Source organism: Streptomyces sp. NPDC126503, assembly GCF_040302405.1.
GTDB lineage: Bacteria > Actinomycetota > Actinomycetes > Streptomycetales > Streptomycetaceae > Streptomyces > Streptomyces gulbargensis.
Genome location: NZ_JBEORS010000001.1, coordinates 470440 through 495032 on the forward strand (window position 1 = coordinate 470440; position 24593 = coordinate 495032).

Below are 24593 nucleotides of genomic sequence, written 5' to 3' on the forward strand. Positions count from 1 at the left end.
TGGTGGATCCCCCGTCGGGTGGTTCGGTCAAGTGCTCGACCAGCGTCGGGGCCGCCGCCCGCCGCCCGCAACGGTGACGCGCCCACCGTCCGTCCCGGAACCATTCCACCCCCGCTGACGTGCAGGGACGTAGAGGGTGGGACGCAGGGCCGAAGGGGATGGAATGCCGAAGGACGCCGTCGTGGAGGAGTTCGCGGCGCTCGTGCGCGCGCTGAAGGCGCGGGACGGGAGGAGTTACGAGGCGCTGGGGCGGCGCCTGAGCGTCAGCGCCTCCACCCTCCACCGCTACTGCTCGGGGACGACCGTCCCGGAGGAGTTCGCCGTGGTCGACCGCCTCGCCGTGCTGTGCGGGGCGGACGAGGAGGAGCGGCGGGCCCTGGAGGAGTCCTGGCGGCGGGCCGCCCGCACCCGGCGGCCGCAGCAGCGGGCGGGGACGCCGGCCCCGCCCCCGCCCGAGCGCGTGCCCGAGACCCCGGCGGCTCGCCAACAGCCGCGGGCCGTCGCGGCCCCTCCGGAGGCCCGCCCGCAGCCGGACCCCGCCGTCCCCCGGGCCCGCGGGAGGTGGGCGCGGGGGGTGGCGCGGGTCGGAATGTCGGTGGCCGGGGGCGTCGCGCTCGCCCTCGGAGCCGTACTCCTGCTCTGGAGGCAGGAACCGGCGGCCGTGGAGCCGGCGGCCGTGGAGCCGGCGCCGTTCACGTGGGCCGCCGCCTCGCACGTGTGGCGGGACGGCTGCGGCCACACGTATCTGGCGGACCGCGCTCCCGGGCGGGTCGCCCCGCCGCCGCCCGCGCAGGACGCGGCCGCCTGGGCGGGTGCGCACGGCGCCGTGCACGGCGGGGAGACGCTGGTGCGGGTCTCCCTGCAGGGGCGGAGCTCCGCCGCCGTCGTCGTGCAGGCCGTGCACGTGCGGGTGGTCGGCCGGGCGGCGCCGCTGCCGTGGCGGGCGTACCGGATGGACGAGGGCTGCGGCGGCGGTGCCGCCCCGCGCCACTTCGCCGTCGACCTGGACGCGCCCCGCCCGCTCGCCCGGTCGGTGGCGGGGCTCGACGCCACCGGTGCCGAGCCCCGGACGATCCCGGCCGTCTCCCTCCCGTACACGGTCGGCGCCGCCGACCCGGAGGAGCTGCTGATCACCGCCCGGACGGAGGGCTGCGACTGCCGCTGGTACCTGGAGCTGGAGTGGAGTTCCCAGGGCCGCTCGGGCACGGCGCGGATCGGCGACCGGGGCGGGGAGCCCTTCCGTACGAGCGCGGCCGGGGGCCGGTCCGCGTACACGTACGACTCCGTGGGCCGCCGGTGGACCGCCGGTGAGGGCTCCTGACGCCGCCGGTCTGGACAGAGCGGGTGACCGCTGGGTAACTTCGGATCGAGACAGGCTGAGCAAGCGCTTAGAAAATCGGCAGCGACGAAGGAGGCGGCTCGTGCGCCGTACCGTATTCAACGAGGACCACGAGGCGTTCCGGGAGACCATCCGCGCCTTCATCGAGGCCGAGGTCGTGCCCGTCTACGACGAGTGGTTCGCGGCCGGCCAGGCACCGCGCGACTTCTACTACAAGCTGGGCGAGCTGGGCGTCTTCGGCATCAACGTGCCGGAGGAGTTCGGCGGCGCCGGCCTCGACACCCACAAGTTCGAGGCGGTCCTCTACGAGGAGACCGCCCGCGCGGGCGTCCAGTTCGGCGGCTCCGGCGTGCACGTCCTCCTCGCGCTGCCGTACCTGAAGATGCTGGCCACCGAGGACCAGAAGAAGCGCTACCTGCCGAAGTTCGTCAGCGGCGAGGAGATGTGGGCCCTCGCGATGACCGAGCCGGGCACCGGCTCCGACGTCGCGGGCATGAAGACCACCGCCAAGCTCTCCGAGGACGGCACCCACTACGTCCTCAACGGCGCCAAGACCTTCATCACCGGCGGCGTCCACGCCGACCGCGTGATCGTCTGCGCCCGCACCTCCGCCCCGAGCGCCGAGGACCGCCGCTTCGGCATCTCCCTCTTCGCCGTCGACACCAAGTCCGAGGGCTACTCCATCGGCCGCAAGCTGGACAAGCTGGGCCTGCGCACCTCCGACACCGCCGAGCTGGCCTTCGTCGACGTGAAGGTGCCGGTCGAGGACCTCCTCGGCGAGGAGGGCAAGGGCTTCTCCTACCTCGGCCACAACCTGGCCTCCGAGCGCTGGGGCATCGCCTTCGGCGCCTACGCCCAGGCCAAGGCCGCGATCCGGTTCGCCCAGCAGTACGTCACCGACCGCACCGTCTTCGGCAAGCCGGTCGCCTCCTTCCAGAACACCAAGTTCGAGCTGGCCGCCTGCCAGGCCGAGGTGGACGCGGCCGAGGCCGTCGCTGACCGCGCCCTGGAGGCCCTGGACGCCGGCGAGCTGACGCCCGCCGAGGCCGCCTCCGCCAAGCTGTTCTGCACCGAGGTCGCCCACCGCGTGATCGACCGCTGCCTCCAGCTGCACGGCGGCTACGGCTACATGAACGAGTACCCGATCGCCCGCCTGTACGCCGACAACCGCGTCAACCGCATCTACGGCGGCACCAGCGAGATCATGAAGACGATCATCGCGAAGTCGATGGGCCTGTAAGTGCCCGAGGCGCACGACGCACTGGATGCCCTGCTCGATCTGCTCGACCTGGAGCGGATCGAGCGGGACATCTTCCGGGGCGAGTCCCGCTCCGCCCTCGTCCCCCGCGTCTTCGGCGGCCAGGTGGCCGCCCAGGCGCTGGTGGCGGCCGGACGGACGGTCCCGGAGGACCGGCTCGCCCACTCGCTCCACGCGTACTTCCTCCGCCCCGGCGACCCGGGCGCGCCGATCGTCTACAACGTCGACCGCATCCGTGACGGCCGCTCCTTCACCACCCGCCGGGTGGTCGCCGTCCAGCACGGCCAGCCGGTCTTCCACCTCTCCGCCTCCTTCCAGGCGTACGAGGAGGGGCTCGACCACCAGGCGGAGATGCCGGCCGCGCCGGACCCCGACTCGCTGCCGACGGCCGCCGAGACGCTCCCCCGGCACCTGCCGGCCGAGATCGCGGACCGGCTGATCGAGGCCCGGGCCGCCGTCGACCTGCGCTACGCCGACACCCCGCCCTGGGGCTCGGTCGGGCAGCCGCGCGAGCCGCGCTCCCAGGTGTGGTTCCGCACCCACGGCAAGCTGTCCGACGACCCCCTGCTGCACGTCGTGCTCGCCACGTACGTCTCCGACATGACGCTGCTCGACTCCGTCCTGCTCGCCCACGGGCGCGGCGGCTGGGCCGTCGGCGACGTGGTCGGGGCCTCCCTGGACCACGCCATGTGGTTCCACCGGCCCTTCCGCGCGGACGAATGGCTGCTGTACGACCAGGAGTCGCCGTCCTCCTCCGCCGGGCGCGGTCTCGGCCAGGCCAGGATCTTCACGCGGGACGGCCGGCTGGCGATCTCGGTCATCCAGGAGGGTGTCGTTCGCGTCCCGCGCGACTGACCGGACATACGGTCCGATGTCATGAAGACGCGGGCACGGAAGGACACGGGCAACGGCGAGAGCACCGTCACGGTGCTCGTGGCGGCGGCGGCCAACCTCGGCATCGCCGCCGCGAAGGCCGTCGCGGGCGTCGTCAGCGGGTCGAGCGCGATGCTGTCGGAGGCGGCGCACTCCTTCGCCGACACCGTCACCGAGGTCATGCTCCTGACCGCGCTGAAGCGGAGCGCGAAGCCCGCCGACGAGGACCATCCCGTCGGCCACGCGGGCGAGCGGTACGTGTGGGCGATGCTGGCGGCCGTCGCCACCTTCGTCGGCGGCGCCGTCTTCTCCGTCTACGACGGGATCCACACCCTCCTGCACGGCGAGGAGCCGGGCGACCCGCTGCTGTCGTACCTCGTCCTCGCCGTCGCCTTCGTCCTGGAGGCGTTCTCGCTCCGGACCGGTATCCGGCAGGTACGGGCCGAGGCGGACCGCCGGGACACGCCCTTCGCCACCTATCTGCGGCTCACCCCCGACACCACCGTCAAGGCGGTCGTCCTGGAGGACTCCGCCGCCCTGTCCGGGCTGATGCTGGCGGCCGGCGGCCTCCTCGGGGGGCAGCTCACCGGGTCCGGCGTCTGGGACGGGATCGCCTCGGTCCTCATCGGGATCCTGCTCGTGTACGTGGCCTGGGTGCTGGGCCGCTCCAACGCGCAGCTCCTCATCGGCCGGCCGCTGCCCCGTCCGATGCGCGCGGAGGTCCGCGCGGAGCTGCTCTCCGTGCCGCACGTGGTGGGTGTCCTGGACCTGATCACGCTGATCCAGGGGCCGGGCGAGGTGATGGTCGCGGCGAAGGTCGACTTCCGGGACGTGGTGTCGGCGGCCGAGGTGGAGCGGGCGTGCGAGACGGCGGAGCGGCGGCTGCGGGAGCGGTTCCCCGCGATCCGCCGCGTCTACCTGGACCCGACACCGGCCGCCGACGCGTGATCCCGGCCGGAACCAGGGGTGAGGCGGCCCGGGCGCCCGCCCGGCGTCAGTCGAGCAGGCCCGCCGCGTGCAGCAGGTAGGCGGTCAGGGGCTCGTAGTACCGGGGGTCGACCACGTGGTCGTCCAGCGGCACCGTGACCTGCATGGTCCCCTCGGCCTCGCCGATGAACAGGGCCGGGTCGTTGCAGTCGGCGTAGCCGACGGAGTCGATGCCGCGCTGGCCGGCCCGGCCGGCCCAGCCGTGGTCGGCCACGACCAGGTCGGGCGCGGGCTCGCCGAGGGCCTCCAGGCCGTCCAGGATCGCGTTCATCGGCTCGGGCGAGTGGGTGTGCCAGAGGCTCGCGCCGCGCTCGAAGACGGCGACGTCGGCGAACTGCACGACGTACCCCTCGTCGGCGATCAGGCCGCCGGGGATGCGCACGATGTCGCAGCCCTGGGCACGGAGCGCGGCGGCGACCCGGCTGTGCGCGTCGATCAGGGCGCCGGGGTGGCCGGTGGCGAAGAGGACCCGCTCGCGGCCGGCGGCGGCCTTGCGGAGCCGGGCGGCCATGCGGTCGAGGGCGTCGACGGTGAGTTCGGGGTCGATGGTGTCCTGGCCGGTGCGGTGGGCGGGGTCGTCGACGACGCCGCAGCGCTCGGCCATCACGGCGAGGACGTCCTGCTCGTCCGCCCACCGGTCGCCGAGCTCCAGGCCGAGCCAGTAGTGCCGGTCGCCGTTGGCGAGCTTGCGGTAGTGGGAGAGGTTGTTGTCGCGGGGCGTGGCGACGTCACCCGCGATGCGGGTGCGGACGAGGTGCTCGACGAGGGCGGGGCGGCTGAGTATCGGCATGCCGGCCATTCTGCCGGGCGCCGGCCCCGCGGGTCTGCCGCTCGGGGCCGTCGGGGGCATGCGTCCCACCTGGCGGACCGGGTGGGGGCCTCAGGGGGGCGGCGCGGGTCAGGGCGCCAGGGCGGCGAAGGCGCCGTGGGCCAGACGGCGCAGGAGGCCCTCCATGTCCGCGCGCCCGAGGGCCGCGAGGTGCGGGGTCGAGTTCAGCAGGCCGAAGACCGCGTGGACGGCCGTGCGCGCCTCGCTCTCGGGGACGCCCGGGTGCAGCTCCCGCACGACCGCCACCCAGAGCTCGACGTACTGCCGCTGGAGCTGCCGGACCCGCTTGCGGTCGGCGTCCTTGAGCCGGTCGAGCTCCCGGTCGTGGAGGGTGATGAGCGGCCGGTCGTCGAGGGCGAAGTCGATGTGGCCGTCGATGAGGGAGGCGAGGACGGCCTCGGGGTCGCCCTCCGCCCCGCGCACCCGCAGGCGCCCGCCGTCGAGGAGCCGTTCGCTGATGCCGACGAGCAGCTCGGCGAGCATCGCGTCCTTGCCGGGGAAGTGGCGGTAGAGCCCGGGGCCGCTGATGCCGACGGCGGCTCCTATCTCGTCCACGCCGACGCCGTGGAAGCCGCGCGCGGCGAAGAGGCGGGCGGCCTCCTTGAGGATCTGCTCGCGTCGCGTGGGGGCGTCGGTGCGGGCCGGGCTCGTGGTCATGGATTCGATTCTAGACAACCCGGTTAGCGGTCGTTAACCTGAGCGTCATACGTTAACGCTCATTAACCGAACACAAGGGAGATCGGTCGATGCAGCAGGCACCTGTGCTGACGAGCGCGGCGGATCCCGCGTCCGCGGCCTGGCAGGCCAATGAGGCGGCCCATCACGAGCTGGCGGCGACCCTGCGCGCCAAGCTCGCCGGGGCGGCCCTCGGCGGCGGTGAGAAGGCCCGCGCCCGGCACACCGCACGCGGGAAGCTGCTGCCGCGCGAGCGGGTGGACACCCTGCTCGACCCGGGCTCGCCCTTCCTGGAGCTGGCCCCCCTCGCGGCGAACGGCATGTACGGCGACCAGGCCCCGGCGGCCGGCGTGATCGCGGGCATCGGCCGGGTCAGCGGGCGCGAGTGCGTGATCGTCGCCAACGACGCCACGGTCAAGGGCGGCACCTATTACCCGATGACGGTGAAGAAGCACCTCCGCGCCCAGGAGGTGGCCCTGGAGAATCGTCTCCCCTGCCTCTACCTGGTGGACTCCGGCGGCGCGTTCCTCCCCATGCAGGACGAGGTCTTCCCCGACCGGGAGCACTTCGGCCGCATCTTCTACAACCAGGCCCGCATGTCCGGCGCCGGCATCCCGCAGATCGCGGCGGTGATGGGCTCCTGCACGGCTGGCGGCGCGTACGTGCCCGCGATGAGCGACGAGGCCGTGATCGTCCGGAACCAGGGCACGATCTTCCTGGGCGGGCCGCCGCTGGTGAAGGCGGCGACCGGCGAGGTCGTGACGGCGGAGGAGCTGGGCGGCGGCGAGGTCCACTCCCGCACCTCCGGCGTCACCGACCACCTCGCCGAGGACGACGCCCACGCCCTCAGGATCGTGCGGAACATCGTGGCGACCCTGCCCGGGCGCGGCCCGCTGCCCTGGTCGGTCGAGCCGTCCGAGGAGCCGAAGGTCGACCCGTACGGGCTGTACGGGGCGGTCCCGGTGGACTCCCGCACCCCCTACGACGTGCGCGAGGTCATCGCCCGGGTGGTGGACGGCTCCCGTTTCCAGGAGTTCAAGGCCGAGTACGGGCAGACGCTCGTCACCGGCTTCGCCCGGATCCACGGGCACCCGGTCGGCATCGTCGCCAACAACGGCATCCTGTTCGCCGAGTCGGCCCAGAAGGGCGCGCACTTCATCGAGCTGTGCGACCAGCGCGGCATCCCGCTCGTCTTCCTCCAGAACATCACGGGCTTCATGGTCGGCAAGGCGTACGAGCACGGCGGCATCGCCAAGCACGGCGCCAAGATGGTGACGGCCGTGGCCACCACGCGGGTGCCGAAACTGACCGTCGTCATCGGCGGCTCCTACGGCGCGGGCAACTACTCGATGTGCGGCCGGGCCTACTCCCCCCGCTTCCTGTGGATGTGGCCCAACGCCAAGATCTCGGTCATGGGCGGCGAGCAGGCCGCGTCCGTGCTGGCGACGGTCAAGCGCGACCAGCTCGGCGACGAGTGGAGCGCGGAGGAGGAAGAGGCCTTCAAGGCCCCGATCCGGGAGCAGTACGAGACACAGGGCAGCGCCTACTACGCGACCGCCCGGCTGTGGGACGACGGGATCATCGACCCGACGGAGACCCGGCAGGTCCTCGGCCTCGCCCTGACCGCCTGTGCCAACGCGCCCCTGGGTGACCCCCAGTTCGGCGTCTTCCGGATGTGAGGGGACCCCACACGATGTTCGACACCGTCCTTGTGGCCAACCGGGGCGAGATCGCCGTCCGCGTCATCCGCACCCTGCGGGCGCTCGGCGTGCGCTCGGTGGCCGTCTACAGCGACGCGGACGCCGACGCCCGGCACGTGCGGGAGGCGGACACGGCGGTACGGCTCGGGCCGCCGCCGGCCGCCGAGTCGTACCTGTCCGTGCCCGCCCTGCTCGACGCGGCCCGGCGCACCGGCGCGCAGGCCGTCCACCCCGGCTACGGCTTCCTCGCGGAGAACGCGGCCTTCGCGCGGGCCTGCGCCGAGGCCGGCCTGGTCTTCATCGGCCCGTCCGCCGAGGCCATCGCCCTCATGGGCGACAAGATCCGCGCCAAGGAGACCGTGCGGGCGGCCGGGGTGCCGGTGGTGCCCGGTGCCGCCGACCCCGACCTGGCCGAGACCGCCCGGGAGATGGGCCCGCCGGTGCTGCTCAAGCCGAGCGCGGGCGGCGGCGGCAAGGGCATGCGGCTCGTGCGGGACCTGGCGGTCCTGGACGAGGAGATCGCGGCGGCCCGGCGCGAGGCCCGGTCCTCCTTCGGTGACGACACGCTGCTCGTGGAGCGGTGGATCGACCGCCCCCGGCACATCGAGATCCAGGTCCTGGCCGACACCCACGGCAACGTGATCCACCTCGGTGAGCGCGAGTGCTCGCTCCAGCGCCGCCACCAGAAGATCATCGAGGAGGCGCCGAGCGTCCTGCTCGACCCGGAGACCCGGGCCGCGATGGGCGCGGCGGCGGTGGAGGCGGCCCGGTCCTGCGGCTATGTCGGCGCGGGCACGGTCGAGTTCATCGTCCCGGGCGGCGACCCGTCCCAGTACTACTTCATGGAGATGAACACCCGCCTCCAGGTCGAGCACCCGGTGACCGAGCTGATCACCGGCGTGGACCTGGTGGAGTGGCAGCTGCGGGTGGCCGCCGGCGAGCCGCTGCCCTTTTCGCAGGACGACGTCCGGCTCGACGGCTGGGCGATCGAGGCCCGCATCTGCGCGGAGGACCCGGCGCGCGGGTTCCTGCCGTCCGGCGGCACGGTCCTCGCGCTGCGCGAGCCGGCCGGGGCGGGGGTGCGGACGGACTCCGGGCTCAGCGAGGGCACGGAGGTCTCCAGCCTCTACGACCCGATGCTGTCGAAGGTCATCGTCCATGCGCCCGACCGGCCCACCGCCCTGCGCAAGCTCCGCGCGGCCCTCGGCGAGCTCGTCACGCTCGGCGTGCCCACCAACGCGGGCTTCCTGCGCCGTCTCCTCGCCCACCCCGACGTCGTCTCCGGCGACCTGGACACCGGCCTGGTGGAGCGGGACGCGGAGAGCCTCGTGCCGTCCGGCGTGCCGGAGGAGGTGTACGCGGCGGCGGCGCTGCTGCGGCAGTTCCCGCCGTCCCCCGGGGAGCCGGCCGGCTGGACCGACCCGTTCGACGCGCGCACGGGCTGGCGGCTCGGCGGCACGCCCGCCTGGACGGCCCGCCCCTTCCGGGTGCCGGGGCACGAGCCCGTGCCCGTACGGGTGCGCGGCACGGCCCGGTCCGCCGAGCTGCTGCTCGACGGGGAGGGCCCGGCCGTCACGGCGGCGCTCGCGCCCGCCGCGCCCGGGGAGTTCGCGCTGCACCTCGACGGCGCCGGCCACCGGTTCGCGGTCGCGGCCTCCCCGGAGGGGCTGTGGCTGGGCCGGGACGGCGACTCCTGGCACGTCCTGGACCACGACCCGGTGGCGGCCGCGCTCTCCGGCGCCCGGCACGGCGGGGCGGACACGCTCGCCGCGCCCATGCCCGGCACGGTCACCGTCGTCAAGGTGGCGGTCGGGGACGAGGTGGAGGCCGGGCAGAGCCTGCTCGTCGTCGAGGCGATGAAGATGGAGCACGTCATCTCCGCCCCGCACGCCGGCACGGTCTCCGAACTGGACGTGACGCCCGGCAGCACCGTCGCCATGGACCAGATCCTGGCCGTGGTGACGCCCCGCGACGAGGAGGACGCATGACCCCGGGTCTGCCCATGACCGTGTCCGATCCGGCGCTCCCGGCCCGGGTCCGCATCCACGAGGTGGGGCCGCGCGACGGCCTGCAGAACGAGAAGACGGCCGTCCCGACCGCCGTGAAGGCCGAGTTCATCAGCCGGCTCGCCGCCGCCGGGCTGTCCACGGTGGAGGCGACCAGCTTCGTGCACCCCAAGTGGGTCCCCCAGCTGGCGGACGCGGAGGAGCTTTTCCCGCGGGTGCGGGACCTCCCCGTACGGCTGCCGGTCCTCGTGCCGAACGAGCGGGGGCTCGACCGGGCCCTCGCGCTCGGGGCACGGGAGGTCGCCGTCTTCGCCTCGGCCACCGAGTCCTTCGCCAAGGCCAACCTCAACCGGACCGTCGACGAGGCCCTGGCCATGTTCGCGCCGACCGTCACCCGCGCCATAGAGGCGGGACTGAAGGTCCGCGGCTATCTGTCGATGTGCTTCGGCGACCCGTGGGAGGGCGCCGTCCCGATCGAGCAGGTCGTCCGCGTCACCAAGGCCCTCGCCGACATGGGCTGCGACGAGCTGAGCCTCGGCGACACCATCGGCGTCGCCACGCCCGGTCACGTCGCGGCGCTGCTCACGGCACTGAACGCGGCCGGGGTGCCCACCTCCCGCATCGCCGTGCACTTCCACGACACCTACGGGCAGGCCCTGTCCAACACCCTGGCCGCGCTGCGGCACGGGGTGACCACCGTCGACGCGTCGGCGGGCGGTCTCGGCGGCTGCCCGTACGCGAAGTCCGCCACCGGCAACCTCGCCACCGAGGACCTCGTGTGGATGCTCGACGGCCTCGGCGTCGAGACCGGGGTCGACCTGGCCGCCCTCACCGCCACAAGCGGGTGGATGGCCGAACAACTGGGCCGCCCGAGCCCGTCCCGTACCGTTCGCGCGCTCTCCCACAAGGAGTCCTGACATGTCCCTCGACCACCGGCTCTCCGCTGAGCACGAGGAACTCCGCCGCACCGTGGAGGAGTTCGCCCACGACGTCGTCGCCCCCAAGATCGGCGACTACTACGAGCGGCACGCCTTCCCGTACGAGATCGTCCGCGAGATGGGCCGCATGGGCCTGTTCGGGCTGCCGTTCCCCGAGGAGTACGGCGGCATGGGCGGCGACTACCTGGCGCTGGGGATCGCCCTGGAGGAGCTCGCCCGGGTCGACTCCTCCGTGGCCATCACCCTGGAGGCGGGCGTCTCGCTCGGCGCGATGCCGGTCTACCGCTTCGGCACGGAGGAGCAGAAGCGGGAGTGGCTGCCGAAGCTGTGCTCCGGTGAGGTGCTCGGCGCGTTCGGCCTGACCGAGCCGGGGGCCGGTTCGGACGCGGGCGGCACCCGCACCACCGCCGTCCGGGACGGTGACCACTGGGTCATCAACGGTTCGAAGTGCTTCATCACCAACTCCGGTACGGACATCACGGGCCTGGTGACGGTCACGGCGGTCACCGGCCGGAAGCCCGACGGCCGCCCGCTGATCTCCTCGATCATCGTCCCGGCGGGCACGCCGGGCTTCACGGTCGCGGCGCCGTACTCGAAGGTCGGCTGGAACGCCTCGGACACCCGGGAGCTCTCCTTCGACGACGTGCGGGTCCCGGTGGGGAACCTGCTGGGCGAGGAGGGCCGCGGGTACGCGCAGTTCCTCCGCATCCTGGACGAGGGCCGGATCGCGATCGCGGCGCTCGCCACGGGCCTCGCCCAGGGCTGTGTGGACGAGTCGGTGAAGTACGCGAAGGAGCGTCAGGCCTTCGGCCGTCCCATCGCGGAGAACCAGGCCATCCAGTTCAAGATCGCCGACATGGAGATGCGCGCGCACATGGCGCGGGTCGGCTGGCGGGACGCGGCCTCGCGGCTGGTGCTCGGCGAGCCGTTCAAGAAGGAGGCGGCGCTCGCGAAGCTGTACTCCTCCACGGTGGCGGTGGACAACGCCCGTGAGGCGACGCAGATCCACGGCGGCTACGGCTTCATGAACGAGTACCCGGTGGCCCGCATGTGGCGCGACTCGAAGATCCTGGAGATCGGCGAGGGCACCAGCGAGGTCCAGCGCATGCTGATCGCCCGCGAACTGGGCCTGCCCGCCTGACCGTTCCGCCCGTCGCGTGACCGCGCCCGCCGACCCCTCCCTCAGGGGCGGCGGGCGCCGTCGCGTCCGGTGGCGGGCGAGACATAGGCGTCGTAGCGCTCCCAGCCCCGGGCGGACGGCAGCGGCGCGTGCCGCCAGGCGCGGGCGTAGGGCGGTGGCGGGGAGCCGGCGCGGACGACGACGGCGACCGGGACGCGGCGGGCGGCGGCGGTGAGGCCGGCCGGGGTGATCGCCGCGTCGTGGCCGGCCGGCTGGCGGGAGGCACAGCCCGCGTAGTAGCCGATCAGGACGTACTCGCGCCCGCTGACCAGACAGGGCGGGCGGACGCCGAGCCCGTGCAGGGCGGTCGCGACGGTGGTGAACTGGGCGCGGACCGAACGGCTGTTGGTGACGGCACGGCCGAGCACGGCGTACTGGACGGCGAAGTGGGCGAGGAGGGCGGCGGCCAGCAGGGCCGTGGCCGCCGGCCGCCACGCGGTGAGCAGGAACAGGGCGCATTCGGCGGCGGGCAGCGCGAGCAGGGCGTAGGCCGGCAGCAGGAAGCGGGGGGCGGCGTAGCCGAGGGTGAAGAGGTACGGCGCCGCCAGCGAGGCCGCCGTCACGGTCGCCAGCACGGCGGCGACGCCCCGCCCGGCCGGGTCGGCCCGCAGCGCCGCGACGACGCCGCCGAGGACGGCCAGGGGCAGCAGGAACCACCACACCGCCGTGACGGGGTGCTCCCAGGGCACGTCGCAGGGACGGCAGAGGGTGCGCCCGGCCAGGGCCCGGACGTGGTCGTCCACGGCCAGGTGCCAGCCCAGCGAGCCCTGGATCTCGCCGGCGCGCCGCAGCCGGGCGGCGAGGCCGCCGTAGCGGGCGTAGGCCTCGGCGATCCAGGGAAGCGCGCCGAGCAGCGGAGCGACGACGACGGCGGCCACCACCGCCCGGTGCCGTCGCCGGACGGCGGGCGCGGCCAGGGCCACCGCGAGGAGCGGCACGGCGAGCCAGAAACCGTCGGCGGGACGCAGCAGGGTGACGGCGGCGACGGCCGCCCCCAGCCCCCACAGGGCCGCACGGCCCCCGACCGCCGCACGGTCTCCGGAGCGCGCGGTACCCGGGGGCGCCGCACCGGCGGCGGCCGTTCCCGGGGCCACCACCCCGCCCGTCGCGCGCAGGAAACAGCCGACGGCGGCCAGCGCCCCGAACGCGCACCAGAGGTTGGGCATCACGCGGGGTCCGTAGAAGAGGGTGACCCACAGCCCGGCGAACAGGGCGCCCGCCGTGGTGAGGACCGGCACGGGCAGGATGCCGCGCCACACCCGCAGCGCCGCCCAGAGCGCGGCCCCGGACAGCACGGCGAGGTAGACGCGGATCGCGGTCGTGGAGGCGGTGACGGCCGCCACCGGCGCGACGAGGTAGCTGATGCCACGGGCGCGGGGCGCGCTGAAGTACGCGGGCGGGGCGTTGCCGCCGACCTGGCTGACGTACACCGCCTCGTCCCAGCCGAGACCGGATCCGGGGACGACCAGGGCGAGTTGGACGAGGACGAAGACGGCGGCGGGCACGGCGGGCGACACGGCCGGCCACCGGAACCGGGGGCCGCCGGGGCGCGCGGCGGCGGTGCCGGGGGCCCGGGGTGTCGCGGTCGCTTCGGAGGTGGTCACCCCGTCAACCCTGCGCGGGCCGTGGGGGAGCCGCCGGGCGGCGCGCCGCGAGGGCCGCGCCCGTCGCCTCGTCAGGAGTAGCGCGCCTCACACGTTCCCCCGGGTGGACCACCCTGTCGGGCCGACGTGAGGTTAGGCTAACCTACCCTCGACTTGCCCAGGCCGATCCCGGCACGTACCGAAAGCGACACCGCCATGCCCAGCAACGCCCGAGCCACCCATCTCACCCGTCGCGGCCTGCTCACGGCCGGCGGCGCCCTCGGGCTCGGCGCCGCGCTCGCCGCCTGCGGCGGCGGGGACAAGAAGACGGAGGGCGGGGCCTCGGCCTCCGCCTCCGCCAAGTCCGGCGCCTGGGAGTTCAAGGACGACCGCGGCCAGGTCGCCAAGGCGAAGTCCACCCCGAAGAACATCGTCGCCTTCACCGGTGCCGCCGCCGCCCTGAAGGACTTCGGCGTCGAGGTCACCGGCGTCTTCGGCCCGACCTACGTCGAGGACCCGAAGACCAAGGCGAAGAAGCCGGACGTCCAGGCGGGCGACCTCGACATCACCAAGGTCAAGGTCATCGGCAACGTCTGGGGCGAGTTCAAGATCGAGGAGTACCTGAAGCTCGCTCCGGAGCTCCTCATCACGGACATGTGGGAGAAGAACGACCTCTGGTACGTCCCGGCGGAGCAGAAGGACAAGATCCTCTCCATCGCGCCGAGCGTCGCCCTGTGGGCCGCCGGCCGGTCGATGCCCGCCGTGCTCCAGCGCCACGCCGACCTGGCCGCCTCGCTCGGCGCCGACGTGCAGAGCGCCAAGGTGAAGGCGGACAAGGCCCGTTTCGAGGCGGCCGCCGAGCGCGTCCGCAAGGCCGCCCAGGGCAAGAAGGACATCAAGGTCCTGATCGGCTCCGGCTCCCCCGACCTCTTCTACGTCTCCACCCCGGTCCGCCCGACCGACACGCTCTACTTCAAGGAGCTCGGCGTCACCCTCGTCGTCCCGGACAAGCTGGACGAGGGCGGCTGGTTCGAGGGCCTGAGCTGGGAGCAGGTCGACAAGTACAAGGCGGACGTCATCCTGCTCGACAACCGCACCGGCACCCTGCAGCCGGAGCAGCTGAAGGCCAAGCCGACCTGGAACGCCCTGCCCGCCGTCAAGGCCGGCCAGGTGTACCCGCGCGTCACCGAGCCGATCTACTCCTACGCCAAGTGCGCCCCGCTCCTGGAGGACCTGGCCAAGGCCCTGGAGAACGCGAAGAAGGTGGCCTGACCGTGACGACCGCCGAGACCGCCCCGTTCCAGTTCTTCTCCCTGCGCGTCGACCGGACGAAGCGGCTCGGCCCGTCGCTGATCCGGGTCACCTTCACCGGTGAGGACCTGAAGGACTTCGCCTCCGGGGGCCGCGACCAGTCGCTCTCCCTCTTCCTGCCGCACCCCGGCCAGGAGGCTCCGCTCCTGCCGCCGCTGGACAACCCGGACATGTACGCGATCCTCGGCGCCTACCGGGCGATGCCCGCCGGCGAGCGGGCCGTGATGCGCTCGTACACGGTGCGCGCGCAGCGCACCGCGCCGGCGCCCGAGGTCGACATCGACTTCGCCGTCCACACGGACGGCGGTCCGGCCTGCACCTGGGCGCAGCACGCGAAGCCGGGAGACCCGGTGGTCGTGCTCGGCCCGGCGGTCGCCGACAACACCGGTGTCCGTTTCCGGCTGCCGGACGACGCCGACTCGGTGGTCATCTGGGCGGACGAGACGGCGCTGCCGGCCGCCTCGGCCATCCTGGAGTGGCTGCCGGCCGAGACCCGGGCCCAGGTCTTCCTGGAGGTCCCGTACTCCGGTGACCGTACGGAACTGGCCACGGAGGCGGACGCCACCGTGACCTGGCTCGTCCGGGAGGAGGGGGCGCCCTCCGCCGTGGCGGCGATCGAGGGCACCGCGCTGCCCGGCGAGGCCCCGTACGTCTGGATCGCGGGCGAGTCCGGCTCGGTCAAGGCGCTGCGGCGGCACTTCGTGCGCGACCGGGGCCTGGACCGCCGCCGGGTCACGTTCGTGGGCTACTGGCGCAAGGGTCTGTCCGAGGACGCGCTGCGCGAGGTTCCGGACGAGACCCTGGACGAGTCGTAACGTCCCGTACCTGGCGTTTCACCCCGTCAACTGTCGTGTTCCGAGAGGGGCGAGGGGTCGTTGCGGGTCAAAGTTAGGTTAGGCTAACCTTACTTAGGCATCGCCCCCCTCGCCCCTCTCTGCTGTCCCGGAGGCCCCCCACATGCGCTCGCACCTGCTCAACGACGCCACGGCGGAGAGCTACCGGCGCTCCGTCACCGAAGGAGTCGAGCGGGTGGCGAACAAACTCGCCACGACCCGCGGCCCGTTCACCGGAGTCACCCCCGCCGAGCTCGCGCCCGTCATCGACGCCGTCGACCTCGACCGGCCGCTCGGCGACGCCTCCGCCGCCCTGGACGAGCTGGAGGACGTCTACCTCCGCGACGCGGTGTACTTCCACCACCCGCGCTACCTGGGCCACCTCAACTGCCCGGTCGTCATCCCCGCGGTCCTCGGCGAAGCGATCCTGTCGGCGGTCAACTCCTCCCTCGACACCTGGGACCAGAGCGCGGGCGGCACCCTCATCGAGCGCAAGCTCATCGACTGGACCGCCGGCCGCATCGGCCTCGGCCCGCTCGCCGACGGCGTCTTCACCAGCGGCGGCACCCAGTCCAACCTCCAGGCGCTGCTGCTTGCCCGCGAGGAGGCCGGCACCCGGGACCTGTCCAAGCTCCGGATCTTCTCCTCCGAGTGCAGCCACTTCAGCGTCCAGAAGTCGGCCACCCTCCTCGGCCTCGGCCCCGACGCGGTGGTCTCCGTCCCCGTCGACCGGAACAAGCGCATGCAGTCCGTCGTCCTCGCCGCCGAGCTGGAGACCTGCCGCGCCGAGGGCCTCGTCCCCATGGCGATCGTCGCCACCGCCGGCACCACCGACTTCGGCTCCATCGACCCGCTGCCCGAGATCGCCGCGCTGGCCGAGGAGTACGGCGCCTGGATGCACGTGGACGCGGCCTACGGCTGCGGACTGCTCGCCTCCCGCAAGCGCCGCCACCTCCTGGACGGCATCGAGCGCGCCGACTCGGTCACCGTCGACTACCACAAGTCCTTCTTCCAGCCGGTCAGTTCCTCCGCCGTCCTTGTCCGCGACGGCGCCACCCTGCGGCACGCGACCTACCACGCGGACTACCTCAACCCGCGCCGTACGGTCGCGGAGGCGATCCCCAACCAGGTCGACAAGTCGCTCCAGACCACCCGCCGCTTCGACGCGCTCAAGCTGTGGATGACCCTGCGCGTGATGGGCGCCGACGGCATCGGCGAACTCTTCGACGAGGTCTGCGACCTGGCCCGCGAGGGCTTCGCCCTGCTCGCCGCCGACCCGCGCTACGACGTCGTGGTCGAGCCCCAGCTCTCCACCCTCGTCTACCGCTACATCCCCGAGAACGTCACCTCGCCCGCCGAGATCGACCGGGCGAACCTCTACGCCCGCAAGGCCCTGTTCGCCTCCGGCGAGGCCGTGGTCGCCGGCACCAAGGTCGACGGCCGCCAGTACCTCAAGTTCACCTTGCTCAACCCCGAGACCACCGCGGCCGACATCGCCGCCGTGCTCGATCTGATCGCCGGCCACGCCGAGCAGTACCTGGGAGAGAACCTTGTCCACGCCTGAGACGCCCGAGACGTACGACTTCATCGGCATCGGGCTCGGTCCCTTCAACCTCGGCCTCGCCTGCCTGACCGAGCCCATCGGTGAGCTGAACGGTCTCTTCCTGGAGTCCAAGCCCGACTTCGAGTGGCACTCCGGCATGTTCCTGGAGGGCGCGCACCTCCAGACCCCGTTCATGTCGGACCTGGTGACCCTCGCCGACCCGACCTCGCCGTACTCCTTCCTCAACTACCTGAAGGAGAAGGGCCGGCTCTACTCGTTCTACATCCGCGAGAACTTCTACCCGCTGCGGACCGAGTACAACGACTACTGCCGCTGGGCCGCCGGAAAGCTCTCCTCCATCCGCTTCTCCACCACCGTCGCCACCGTCACCTTCGACGAGGCCGGTGAGGAGTACGTGGTGCGCACCGAGGCCGGAGAAACGTTCCGCGCCCGCCGGCTCGTCCTCGGCACCGGCACCCCGCCCTACATCCCCGAGTCCTGCCACGGCCTCGGCGGCGACCTCATCCACAACTCCCGCTACCTGCCGAACAAGGCGGAACTGCAGAAGAAGAAGTCGATCACCCTGATCGGCAGCGGCCAGAGCGCCGCCGAGATCTACTACGACCTCCTCTCCGAGATCGACGTCCACGGCTACCGCCTGAACTGGGTGACCCGCTCCCCGCGCTTCTTCCCGCTGGAGTACACCAAGCTCACCCTGGAGATGACCTCGCCCGAGTACGTGGACTACTTCCACGCGCTCCCCGAGCGGACCCGCTACCGCCTGGAGACGGAGCAGAAGGGCCTCTTCAAGGGCATCGACGGCGAGCTCATCGACGCCATCTTCGACCTGCTCTACCAGAAGAACCTGGGCGGCCCGGTCCCCACCCGCCTCCTCACCAACTCGGCGCTGCACACGGCCGCGTACGACGAGGCCTCGGGCACGTACACGCTCGGCTTCCGCCAGCAGGAGCAGGAGAAGGACTTCACCCTGGAGACCGAGGGCCTCATCCTCGCCACCGGCTACAAGTACGCCGTCCCCGCCTTCCTGGAGCCGATCCGGGACCGGCTCCGCTGGGACTCCCAGGGCCGCTTCGACGTGGCCCGCAACTACGCGATCGACACGACGGGCCGCGGGGTCTTCCTCCAGAACGCCGGCGTGCACACGCACTCCATCACCTCGCCCGACCTCGGCATGGGGCCGTACCGCAACGCGTACATCATCGGAGCCATGCTCGGCTCCGAGTACTACCCCGTCGAGAAGACCATCGCCTTCCAGGAGTTCGCGGTATGACCGTCCGAATACGCCCCCTCGACCCGCTCAAGGACGCGGAGCTGATCCACCCGTGGGTCACCCACCCCAAGGCCGGGTTCTGGATGATGCAGGACCACCGCCTGGAGGACGTCGAGCGCGACTACATGGCGATCGCCGCGAACCCGCACCACGACGCCTTCATCGGCCTCGTGGACGAGGAGCCCGCCTTCCTCATGGAGCGCTACGACCCCGCGAAGGCCGAGCTGGTCGGGCTCTACGAGCCGCAGCCCGGTGACGTCGGCATGCACTTCCTCGTCGCCCCCACCGAGACGCCCGTGCACGGCTTCACCCGCCGGGTGATCACCGCCGTCATGGCCGAGCTGTTCGCCGACCCGGCGACCGCCCGCGTGGTCGTCGAGCCCGACGTGCGCAACAAGGCCGTGCACGCCCTCAACGAGGCCGTCGGCTTCGTGCCCGACCGCGAGATCCAGAAGCCGGAGAAGAAGGCCCTGCTGAGCTTCTGCACCCGGGCCGCCTTCGAGGCCGCCGTGGGAGCCGCCGTATGAACCGCGACCGCACGAACCCCGTCGCCCACCTCACCCCCGAGCGCTGGGCCGACGCCAACCGGGCCCTGATCCGCAAGGGCCTCGCCGAGTTCACCCACGAGCGCCTGCTGAACCCGCAGGAGCTGGGCGAGGGCCGCTACCGCGTCCTCAGCGACGACGGCGCCACCGAGTACCGCTTCACCGCCGACCGGTTCGCCCTCGACCACTGGCAGGTCTACGCCGAGTCGATCAGCCGCCACCGGGGCGACGAGCAGCTCCCGCTCGACGCGCTGCAGTTCGTCACCGAACTGCGCGGCTCCCTCGGCCTGAGCGACGAGATCCTCCCCGTCTACCTGGAGGAGATCTCCTCCACCCTGGCCGGGACGGCGTTCAAGTCGACCAAACCGCCGGTGACCTCCGCCGAGCTGGCCCACGCCGGCTTCCAGGCCGTCGAGACCGGCATGACCGAGGGCCACCCCTGCTTCGTCGCCAACAACGGCCGCCTCGGCTTCGGCGTCGACGAGTACCGGGCCTACGCCCCCGAGGCCGCGAACCCGATCCACCTGATCTGGCTGGCCGCGCGCCGCGACCGCACCACCTTCACCGCCGGGGCGGGCATCGAGTACGAGGCGTTCATCCGCGCCGAGCTCGGCGACGCGACCGTGGACGGCTTCGCCGCGACCCTCGCCGAGCGGGGCCTCGACCTGGCCGACTACCTCCTGATGCCGGTCCACCCCTGGCAGTGGTGGAACAAGCTGTCGGTCACCTTCGCCGCCGAGGTCGCGCAGCAGCGCCTGGTGTACCTGGGCGAGGGCTCCGACGCCTACCTGGCGCAGCAGTCGATCCGTACCTTCTTCAACACCACCGACCCGGCCAAGCACTACGTCAAGACGGCCCTGTCAGTGCTCAACATGGGCTTCATGCGGGGCCTGTCGGCCGCCTACATGGAGGCCACCCCGGCCATCAACGACTGGCTGGCGAACCTGATCGCCTCGGACTCCGTCCTCCAGGCGGCCCGCTTCTCGATCATCCGCGAGCGGGCGGCCGTGGGCTACCGGCACCTGGAGTACGAGGCCGCCACCGACCGCTACTCGCCCTACCGCAAGATGCTCGCCGCACTCTGGCGCGAGTCGCCGGTGCCGTCCCTCGCCGAGGGCGAGCGCCTGGCGACGATGGCCTCGCTGCTGCACGTCGACCACACGGGCGCCTCCTTCGCGGGCGCGCTGATCAAGGAGTCGGGCCTGGAGCCGACGGCCTGGCTGCGCGGCTACCTCGACGCCTACCTGCTGCCGGTGCTGCACAGCTTCTACGCCTACGACCTGGCGTACATGCCGCACGGCGAGAACGTCATCCTCGTCCTGGACGAGCGGGGCACGGTCGCGCGGGCGATCTTCAAGGACATCGCCGAGGAGATCGTCGTCATGGACCCGCACGCGGTGCTGCCGCCCGCGGTGGAGCGGGTCCGCGCCGAGGTCCCGGAGGACATGAAGCTGCTGTCCGTCTTCACGGACGTCTTCGACTGCTTCTTCCGCTTCCTCGGCGCGACCCTCGCGGCGGAGGGCGTCCTCGACGAGGACGGCTTCTGGCGGACGGTCGCCGAGTGCGTGAAGGGCTACCAGGAGTCGAAGCCGGAGCTGGCGGACCGCTTCGCGCAGTACGACATGTTCGCCGAGACCTTCGCCCTCTCGGCCCTCAACCGCCTCCAGCTCCGCAACAACAAGCAGATGGTGGACCTGGCGGACCCGTCAGCGGCGCTCCAGCTCGTCGGCGACCTGGTGAACCCGATCGCGCGGTTCGCCTGACGAACCGGTGCGGGCCCCGGCGGAGTACGGTCCTCCGCCGGGGCCCGCATCCATGCCCCGTAAGGGCAGGGGGTCGCAGTGGGCGCGGACCGAGCCGGTCGTGACGGCGACGTCCGCCTCTGCCACCGTCACGGCTTCGTGATCCGCATCTTCGGCGGGTCGTGGGGGTGGTTCCGGATCTCCACCACACAGTCCACGGCGGCGGACTCGTCGTGCTGCGGGCCCCTGCGCATGTAGTGGTCGAACCACCGGACGAGGTACGAGCAGGGCGTGCAGCCCGGAACCGGCTCGGGCCGGGGGCGGAGCTCGTGGTCGGCGGAGAGGACGAGCGCGGGGGGCACGCGGGTGGTGAGGATACGGATGCTGGACCACTCGCCCTCGGTCGGCGCGCGCAGGTTCTCGGGCGACGCCACCCACTCGGCGCCGCCGCCGGGCGGACGCACGTAGCCCTTCCCGGCCTGGCTGCGCGACACCCGGCCGAGCCGGGCCGTGCCGTGACTGACGTCTGCGACGAACGCGCCGACGGGGGTGGGAGGGGGCTCGTTCGGGGGCGGGGGGACGGCGCGCGTGGACACGGGTCACTCCTCTCCGTAGCGGAATCACTACCAGGGGTGCCCAGCGTGGACTACAGTCAACTTCCCTTCAACTAGTCCGATTCGAAGGATGAGTTGTGGTCAACCGCAAGGAATTACGCCCGGGGTCCAGCCCGCAAGCCGCCTACGGAGCTCATCTGCGCAGGCTGCGAGAGGAGCGGGGCTGGACTCAGGAAGACCTGGCCGGGCCCATGGGCTGTACCAGTCAGCACATCTCCGCGGTGGAAACTGCTCGCAAACCGCCGACCCTCCCGTTCTCGCGGAAAGCCGACCAGGTCTTCGGTCTCGCCGGGAGCAGCGAGTCGCTCGAACGCGAATGGCGGGACATGCGGCACGGCGTCCTGCTGGAGGGCTTCCCGGAGTACGTCGGGTACGAGGGGCGGGCGGTGGAGATCCGGCTGTTCGAGATCGGGATCGTTCCCGGCCTGCTGCAGACCCCCGAGTACGCGCGGGTGCTGGCGAACAGCGCCGTGAAGCGGGGAGCCATCACCCCCGGACAGGCCGACGAGCGCGTCGCGTTCCTGGCAGCGCGCCAGGCGGCGCTGGAGCGGGAGCAACCGCCCATGATCTTCGTGGTGATGGACGAGAGCTGCGTTCGGCGGCCGGTCGGAGGAAGCAAGATCATGAACGCTCAACTGGAACATCTCGCCGAGTTCGCGGACCGCCCCACCAGCCTGCTCCAGATCGCCCCGTACACCATAGGAGAGCGTCGCCCGTTCGACCTCCCGGTCAATCTGCTCACTCTCGCCGACCGGTCCGTGGTCTGCTACGCGGAGTCGCAGGCCCAGGGGCACCTGGACCGGGAAATGAAGACGGTCATGCCCATGTTGACGGCCTACCATCAGCTCCAGGCCGAATCGCTCTCCCAGGCGGAATCCGTGGCCGTGATCCACGAAGCACGAAAGGGCACCCTGTGACGACCGAATCCCCCCGCTGGTTCACGTCCTCCTACAGCAACAACGGCGGCAACTGCGTCGAGGTCGCGACCAACCTGGCCCATGTGCACGGCGTCGTTCCCGTCCGTGACTCCAAGCGCCCGACCGGCCCCGCCCTCAGCATCGCCCCCCACGCCTTCTCGGCCTTCGTCTGCGGCGTCAAGGACGGCGCGCTCGGAAACGCCTGACGAACCGGTGCGGGCCCCGGCGGAGTACGGTCCTCCGCCGGGGCCCGCGTCCGTGTCACTCCCCGGAGCCGCCGGTCGGCCAGGGCACCTGCGGCGAGCGGTGGTAGCCGATGCCCAGCGCGTCGAAGCGCGGGGCCTGCTCCGCGAGCCGCACCTTGTACGTCTCCCAGTCGTGGCTCGCGGCCGGCGACCAGCCCAGCTCGGCCACGCCCGGCAGGCGCGGGAAGGCCATGACGTCGAGGTGGGCCGGGGTCTCCAGCGTCTCGGTCCACAGCGGGGCCTCGACCCCGCGCACGGCACCGGCCGGGGCGCCCGGCAGATACGTCGCCGGATCCCAGTCGTAGGAGCGGCGGACCTCCACGTACCCGGCCCAGGCGAGGCCGAGCGGGGTGTCCTTCGTGTACTTCATGTCGAGGTACACCCGGTCGGCGGGCGACAGGATCAGCCCGGTGCCGTTGCGCGCCGCGGCGGCGACCCTCTCCTTCTCCGCGGCCGGGGTGCGGTCCAGGCCCCAGTACTGGACGAGGGCGCCCTCGGCGGGCGTGGCGCCGGTCAGCTGGTGCCAGCCCACGACCGTCTTGCCGTACTTCGCGACGACGGGCTGGACCCGCTCCATGAAGGCGACGTAGTCGGCATGGCTGGTGGAGTGCGCCTCGTCACCGCCGATGTGCAGATAGCGGCCCGGGGTGAGCGCGGCGATCTCGCGGATCACGTCGTCCACGAAGTCGTACGTGACGGGCTTGGGCACGCACAGGGAGCTGAAGCCGACCTTGATGCCGGTGTAGAGGGGCGGGGCGACGCCGTCGCAGTTGAGCTCCGCGTAGGAGGCGAGGGCCGCGTTGGTGTGGCCCGGCATGTCGATCTCCGGGATCACCTCCTGGTGGCGGGAGGCCGCGTAGCGGACGATCTCCTGGTACTCCTCCTTGGTGTAGTAGCCGCCGGGTCCGCCGCCGACCTCGGTGGAGCCGCCGTACGTGGTGAGCCGGGGCCAGGAGTCGACGGCGATGCGCCAGCCCTGGTCGTCGGTGAGGTGCAGGTGCAGCGTGTTGACCTTGTAGAGGGCGAGCTGGTCGATGTACCGCTTCACCTCGTCCACGGTGAAGAAGTGCCGGGAGACGTCGAGCATCGCTCCCCGGTAGGCGTAGCGCGGGGTGTCGGTGACGGTGCCGCCCGCGATCTTCCAGGGGCCGGGCTGGACGGTCCGGCGCTCCACGGCGGCCGGAAGCTGCTGGCGGAGCGTCTGCACCCCGCGGAAGAGCCCGGCGGGCTCGCGGGCGGTCAGGGTGATGCCGCCGGGTTCGGAGCGGAGCCGGTAACCCTCCGCGCCCAGGGCGGTCTCCCCGGGGCTGACGCGGAGCCGGATGCCGCTCTGGGCGGCCCGCTCGTCCACGACGGGCAGCGGGAAGCCGGTGGAGGGGCGGAGGAGGCCGGCGAGGTAGCGGCCGACCTCCCGGGACTTCTGGTCCACCCCGATGCGGGTGGTTCGGGTGAGCGTGTACGGCTCGCCCTCGGGGGTGACGGAGGCGGGTACGGGGATGATGCGGCCCAGCGGGCGGACCTCGGGCTCGGCGGCGGCGCCCGCGGCCGGGCCCGGGGCGGGCGCGGCCTTCCGGGCGGGTTTCCCGGCGGCGGAGGCCTCGCCGCCCGCGGCCGCGGCCACGGCGAGCAGAAGCAGGGAACCGATCAGGCGCGGAATCCTTCGGCGCTGTCTCACAGGCGTGCTCCCCTTCAGGTGATCAACGCGTCTGTCGTTCTCTATATCCGGTTGCCACCCTTGCGTACCGCTCCCCTCACCCCCGGTCAAGGTCTGGACCAAGTCACTCGTTTTCACCGCCGATCATGAGGGTCCTGCCCGATTCCGGGCAGGATTCTTGCGGAGACCCCGGGGTACCCCTCAGTATTTCCAGGTGCTCGAACGCCGCCCGTCGCATGACGACCTCATCGACCACCTGGTGCGCAGCACCGCGCTCCAGCGCGGTGAGGCCACCCGGGTGGTACTCGACGTGCTGGCGTACTTCGACGAGACGACCGAGGAGTTCGTCCGGCGCCGCCACCGCGAACTGCAGGCGGGCGGGGCCGTGAACGCCCAGATCTTCGAACGGATCGCGGCGGAGCTGCCGCACCGGGCCGTGGCGCCACCGGAGCTCTCGCTCCGGCAGCTGCGCCGGATCGTCTACGGCTGAGACGGCCGAACGGAACCGGCCGGACCGGCCGGACCCGGCT

Annotated in this window: 22 protein-coding genes; 17 read left to right on the plus strand and 5 right to left on the minus strand. The window is 72.5% G+C overall.

Annotated elements, in window-relative coordinates; translation table 11 throughout:
• Positions 1-163: 163 nt before the first annotated feature.
• The 4 genes from ABTY40_RS02185 to ABTY40_RS02200 all read left to right on the plus strand — a co-directional run bounded on the left by ABTY40_RS02185 (position 164) and on the right by ABTY40_RS02200 (position 4418).
• Positions 164-1321, plus strand: a complete 1158-nt coding sequence (locus ABTY40_RS02185) for a helix-turn-helix domain-containing protein (RefSeq protein ID WP_352057741.1) — start codon at positions 164-166, stop codon at positions 1319-1321.
• A gap of 100 nt (positions 1322-1421) precedes the next feature.
• On the plus strand, positions 1422-2579 hold the full coding sequence (locus ABTY40_RS02190; RefSeq protein WP_309052499.1) for an acyl-CoA dehydrogenase family protein: 1158 nt from the start codon (positions 1422-1424) through the stop codon (positions 2577-2579).
• Positions 2580-3452 carry an acyl-CoA thioesterase gene (locus ABTY40_RS02195; protein WP_352057742.1) on the plus strand — a complete coding sequence of 291 codons (873 nt, stop codon included), beginning with the start codon at positions 2580-2582 and terminating at the stop codon, positions 3450-3452. It abuts the gene before it with no gap.
• Between the two features lie 21 nt (positions 3453-3473).
• Positions 3474-4418, plus strand: a complete 945-nt coding sequence (locus tag ABTY40_RS02200; RefSeq protein ID WP_352057743.1) for a cation diffusion facilitator family transporter — start codon at positions 3474-3476, stop codon at positions 4416-4418.
• A gap of 46 nt (positions 4419-4464) precedes the next feature.
• Here ABTY40_RS02200 and ABTY40_RS02205 read toward each other — a convergent pair whose 3' ends face one another.
• On the minus strand, positions 4465-5247 hold the full coding sequence (locus ABTY40_RS02205; RefSeq protein ID WP_345281594.1) for a phosphatase: 783 nt from the start codon (positions 5245-5247) through the stop codon (positions 4465-4467).
• 108 nt (positions 5248-5355) lie between these two features.
• On the minus strand, positions 5356-5943 hold the full coding sequence (locus tag ABTY40_RS02210; RefSeq protein WP_352057744.1) for an SACE_7040 family transcriptional regulator: 588 nt from the start codon (positions 5941-5943) through the stop codon (positions 5356-5358).
• A gap of 89 nt (positions 5944-6032) precedes the next feature.
• Here ABTY40_RS02210 and ABTY40_RS02215 point away from each other — a divergent pair, with 89 nt between their 5' ends.
• From ABTY40_RS02215 to ABTY40_RS02230, 4 genes are read left to right on the plus strand one after another with little or no spacing between them, the layout of a single operon-like run.
• A complete protein-coding gene (locus ABTY40_RS02215) occupies positions 6033-7640 on the plus strand; it encodes a carboxyl transferase domain-containing protein (protein WP_352057745.1) in 1608 nt (535 codons plus the stop codon).
• 14 nt (positions 7641-7654) lie between these two features.
• Entirely contained in the window at positions 7655-9649 is a 1995-nt protein-coding gene (locus ABTY40_RS02220; protein ID WP_352057746.1) for an acetyl/propionyl/methylcrotonyl-CoA carboxylase subunit alpha, read from the plus strand.
• A complete protein-coding gene (locus ABTY40_RS02225) occupies positions 9646-10584 on the plus strand; it encodes a hydroxymethylglutaryl-CoA lyase (RefSeq protein WP_352057747.1) in 939 nt (312 codons plus the stop codon). Before ABTY40_RS02220 ends, ABTY40_RS02225 begins: the two co-directional genes overlap by 4 nt.
• A 1-nt stretch (position 10585) precedes the next feature.
• Positions 10586-11746, plus strand: a complete 1161-nt coding sequence (locus tag ABTY40_RS02230; RefSeq protein ID WP_345281604.1) for an acyl-CoA dehydrogenase family protein — start codon at positions 10586-10588, stop codon at positions 11744-11746.
• A gap of 41 nt (positions 11747-11787) precedes the next feature.
• Here ABTY40_RS02230 and ABTY40_RS02235 read toward each other — a convergent pair whose 3' ends face one another.
• Positions 11788-13389, minus strand: a complete 1602-nt coding sequence (locus ABTY40_RS02235; RefSeq protein ID WP_502990461.1) for a hypothetical protein — start codon at positions 13387-13389, stop codon at positions 11788-11790.
• A 195-nt stretch (positions 13390-13584) separates the two neighbouring features.
• On the opposite strand from ABTY40_RS02235, the gene ABTY40_RS02240 reads away from it, so the two are divergent.
• From ABTY40_RS02240 to ABTY40_RS02265, 6 genes are all read left to right on the plus strand, one after another.
• A complete protein-coding gene (locus ABTY40_RS02240; RefSeq protein WP_345281606.1) occupies positions 13585-14640 on the plus strand; it encodes an ABC transporter substrate-binding protein in 1056 nt (351 codons plus the stop codon).
• Positions 14641-14642: 2 nt separating this feature from the next.
• A complete protein-coding gene (locus tag ABTY40_RS02245) occupies positions 14643-15494 on the plus strand; it encodes a siderophore-interacting protein (RefSeq protein WP_352057748.1) in 852 nt (283 codons plus the stop codon).
• A gap of 142 nt (positions 15495-15636) precedes the next feature.
• Entirely contained in the window at positions 15637-17076 is a 1440-nt protein-coding gene (locus ABTY40_RS02250) for a pyridoxal phosphate-dependent decarboxylase family protein (RefSeq protein WP_352057749.1), read from the plus strand.
• Positions 17063-18346 carry a lysine N(6)-hydroxylase/L-ornithine N(5)-oxygenase family protein gene (locus tag ABTY40_RS02255; protein WP_352057750.1) on the plus strand — a complete coding sequence of 428 codons (1284 nt, stop codon included), beginning with the start codon at positions 17063-17065 and terminating at the stop codon, positions 18344-18346. Before ABTY40_RS02250 ends, ABTY40_RS02255 begins: the two co-directional genes overlap by 14 nt.
• Positions 18343-18873, plus strand: coding sequence for a GNAT family N-acetyltransferase (locus tag ABTY40_RS02260; RefSeq protein ID WP_352057751.1), 531 nt, complete (start codon positions 18343-18345; stop codon positions 18871-18873). Before ABTY40_RS02255 ends, ABTY40_RS02260 begins: the two co-directional genes overlap by 4 nt.
• A complete protein-coding gene (locus ABTY40_RS02265) occupies positions 18870-20654 on the plus strand; it encodes an IucA/IucC family protein (RefSeq protein WP_352057752.1) in 1785 nt (594 codons plus the stop codon). Before ABTY40_RS02260 ends, ABTY40_RS02265 begins: the two co-directional genes overlap by 4 nt.
• Before the next feature lie 128 nt (positions 20655-20782).
• Here the strand turns inward: ABTY40_RS02265 and ABTY40_RS02270 are convergent, their stop codons facing one another.
• Positions 20783-21229, minus strand: a complete 447-nt coding sequence (locus ABTY40_RS02270; protein WP_352057753.1) for a hypothetical protein — start codon at positions 21227-21229, stop codon at positions 20783-20785.
• Positions 21230-21324: 95 nt separating this feature from the next.
• Between ABTY40_RS02270 and ABTY40_RS02275 the strand changes: the two genes are divergently transcribed.
• Positions 21325-22164: a helix-turn-helix domain-containing protein gene (locus ABTY40_RS02275; RefSeq protein WP_352057754.1), complete on the plus strand. Its 840-nt coding sequence runs from the start codon at positions 21325-21327 to the stop codon at positions 22162-22164.
• Complete coding sequence (locus ABTY40_RS02280; RefSeq protein WP_352057755.1) at positions 22161-22370, plus strand: DUF397 domain-containing protein; 210 nt, start codon at positions 22161-22163, stop codon at positions 22368-22370. Before ABTY40_RS02275 ends, ABTY40_RS02280 begins: the two co-directional genes overlap by 4 nt.
• Positions 22371-22425: 55 nt before the next feature.
• On the opposite strand, the gene ABTY40_RS02285 is transcribed toward ABTY40_RS02280, so the two are convergent.
• Positions 22426-24084 (minus strand): beta-N-acetylhexosaminidase, encoded by a 1659-nt coding sequence (locus tag ABTY40_RS02285; protein ID WP_352057756.1) that lies wholly within the window; start codon positions 24082-24084, stop codon positions 22426-22428.
• Positions 24085-24277: 193 nt separating this feature from the next.
• On the opposite strand from ABTY40_RS02285, the gene ABTY40_RS02290 reads away from it, so the two are divergent.
• Positions 24278-24553, plus strand: a complete 276-nt coding sequence (locus ABTY40_RS02290; protein WP_309050211.1) for a hypothetical protein — start codon at positions 24278-24280, stop codon at positions 24551-24553.
• The last annotated feature ends 40 nt before the right edge of the window (positions 24554-24593 follow it).

What these genes read in the sequence shown, in the direction of transcription:
- ABTY40_RS02185 (WP_352057741.1), top strand. Translation starts at nt 164, where the DNA reads ATGCCGAAGGACGCCGTCGTGGAGGAGTTCGCGGCGCTCGTGCGCGCG.
- ABTY40_RS02200 (WP_352057743.1), top strand. Translation starts at nt 3,474, where the DNA reads ATGAAGACGCGGGCACGGAAGGACACGGGCAACGGCGAGAGCACCGTC.
- ABTY40_RS02205 (WP_345281594.1), bottom strand. Translation starts at nt 5,247, where the DNA reads ATGCCGATACTCAGCCGCCCCGCCCTCGTCGAGCACCTCGTCCGCACC.
- ABTY40_RS02210 (WP_352057744.1), bottom strand. Translation starts at nt 5,943, where the DNA reads ATGACCACGAGCCCGGCCCGCACCGACGCCCCCACGCGACGCGAGCAG.
- ABTY40_RS02215 (WP_352057745.1), top strand. Translation starts at nt 6,033, where the DNA reads ATGCAGCAGGCACCTGTGCTGACGAGCGCGGCGGATCCCGCGTCCGCG.
- ABTY40_RS02220 (WP_352057746.1), top strand. Translation starts at nt 7,655, where the DNA reads ATGTTCGACACCGTCCTTGTGGCCAACCGGGGCGAGATCGCCGTCCGC.
- ABTY40_RS02225 (WP_352057747.1), top strand. Translation starts at nt 9,646, where the DNA reads ATGACCCCGGGTCTGCCCATGACCGTGTCCGATCCGGCGCTCCCGGCC.
- ABTY40_RS02230 (WP_345281604.1), top strand. Translation starts at nt 10,586, where the DNA reads ATGTCCCTCGACCACCGGCTCTCCGCTGAGCACGAGGAACTCCGCCGC.
- ABTY40_RS02240 (WP_345281606.1), top strand. Translation starts at nt 13,585, where the DNA reads ATGCCCAGCAACGCCCGAGCCACCCATCTCACCCGTCGCGGCCTGCTC.
- ABTY40_RS02250 (WP_352057749.1), top strand. Translation starts at nt 15,637, where the DNA reads ATGCGCTCGCACCTGCTCAACGACGCCACGGCGGAGAGCTACCGGCGC.
- ABTY40_RS02260 (WP_352057751.1), top strand. Translation starts at nt 18,343, where the DNA reads ATGACCGTCCGAATACGCCCCCTCGACCCGCTCAAGGACGCGGAGCTG.
- ABTY40_RS02265 (WP_352057752.1), top strand. Translation starts at nt 18,870, where the DNA reads ATGAACCGCGACCGCACGAACCCCGTCGCCCACCTCACCCCCGAGCGC.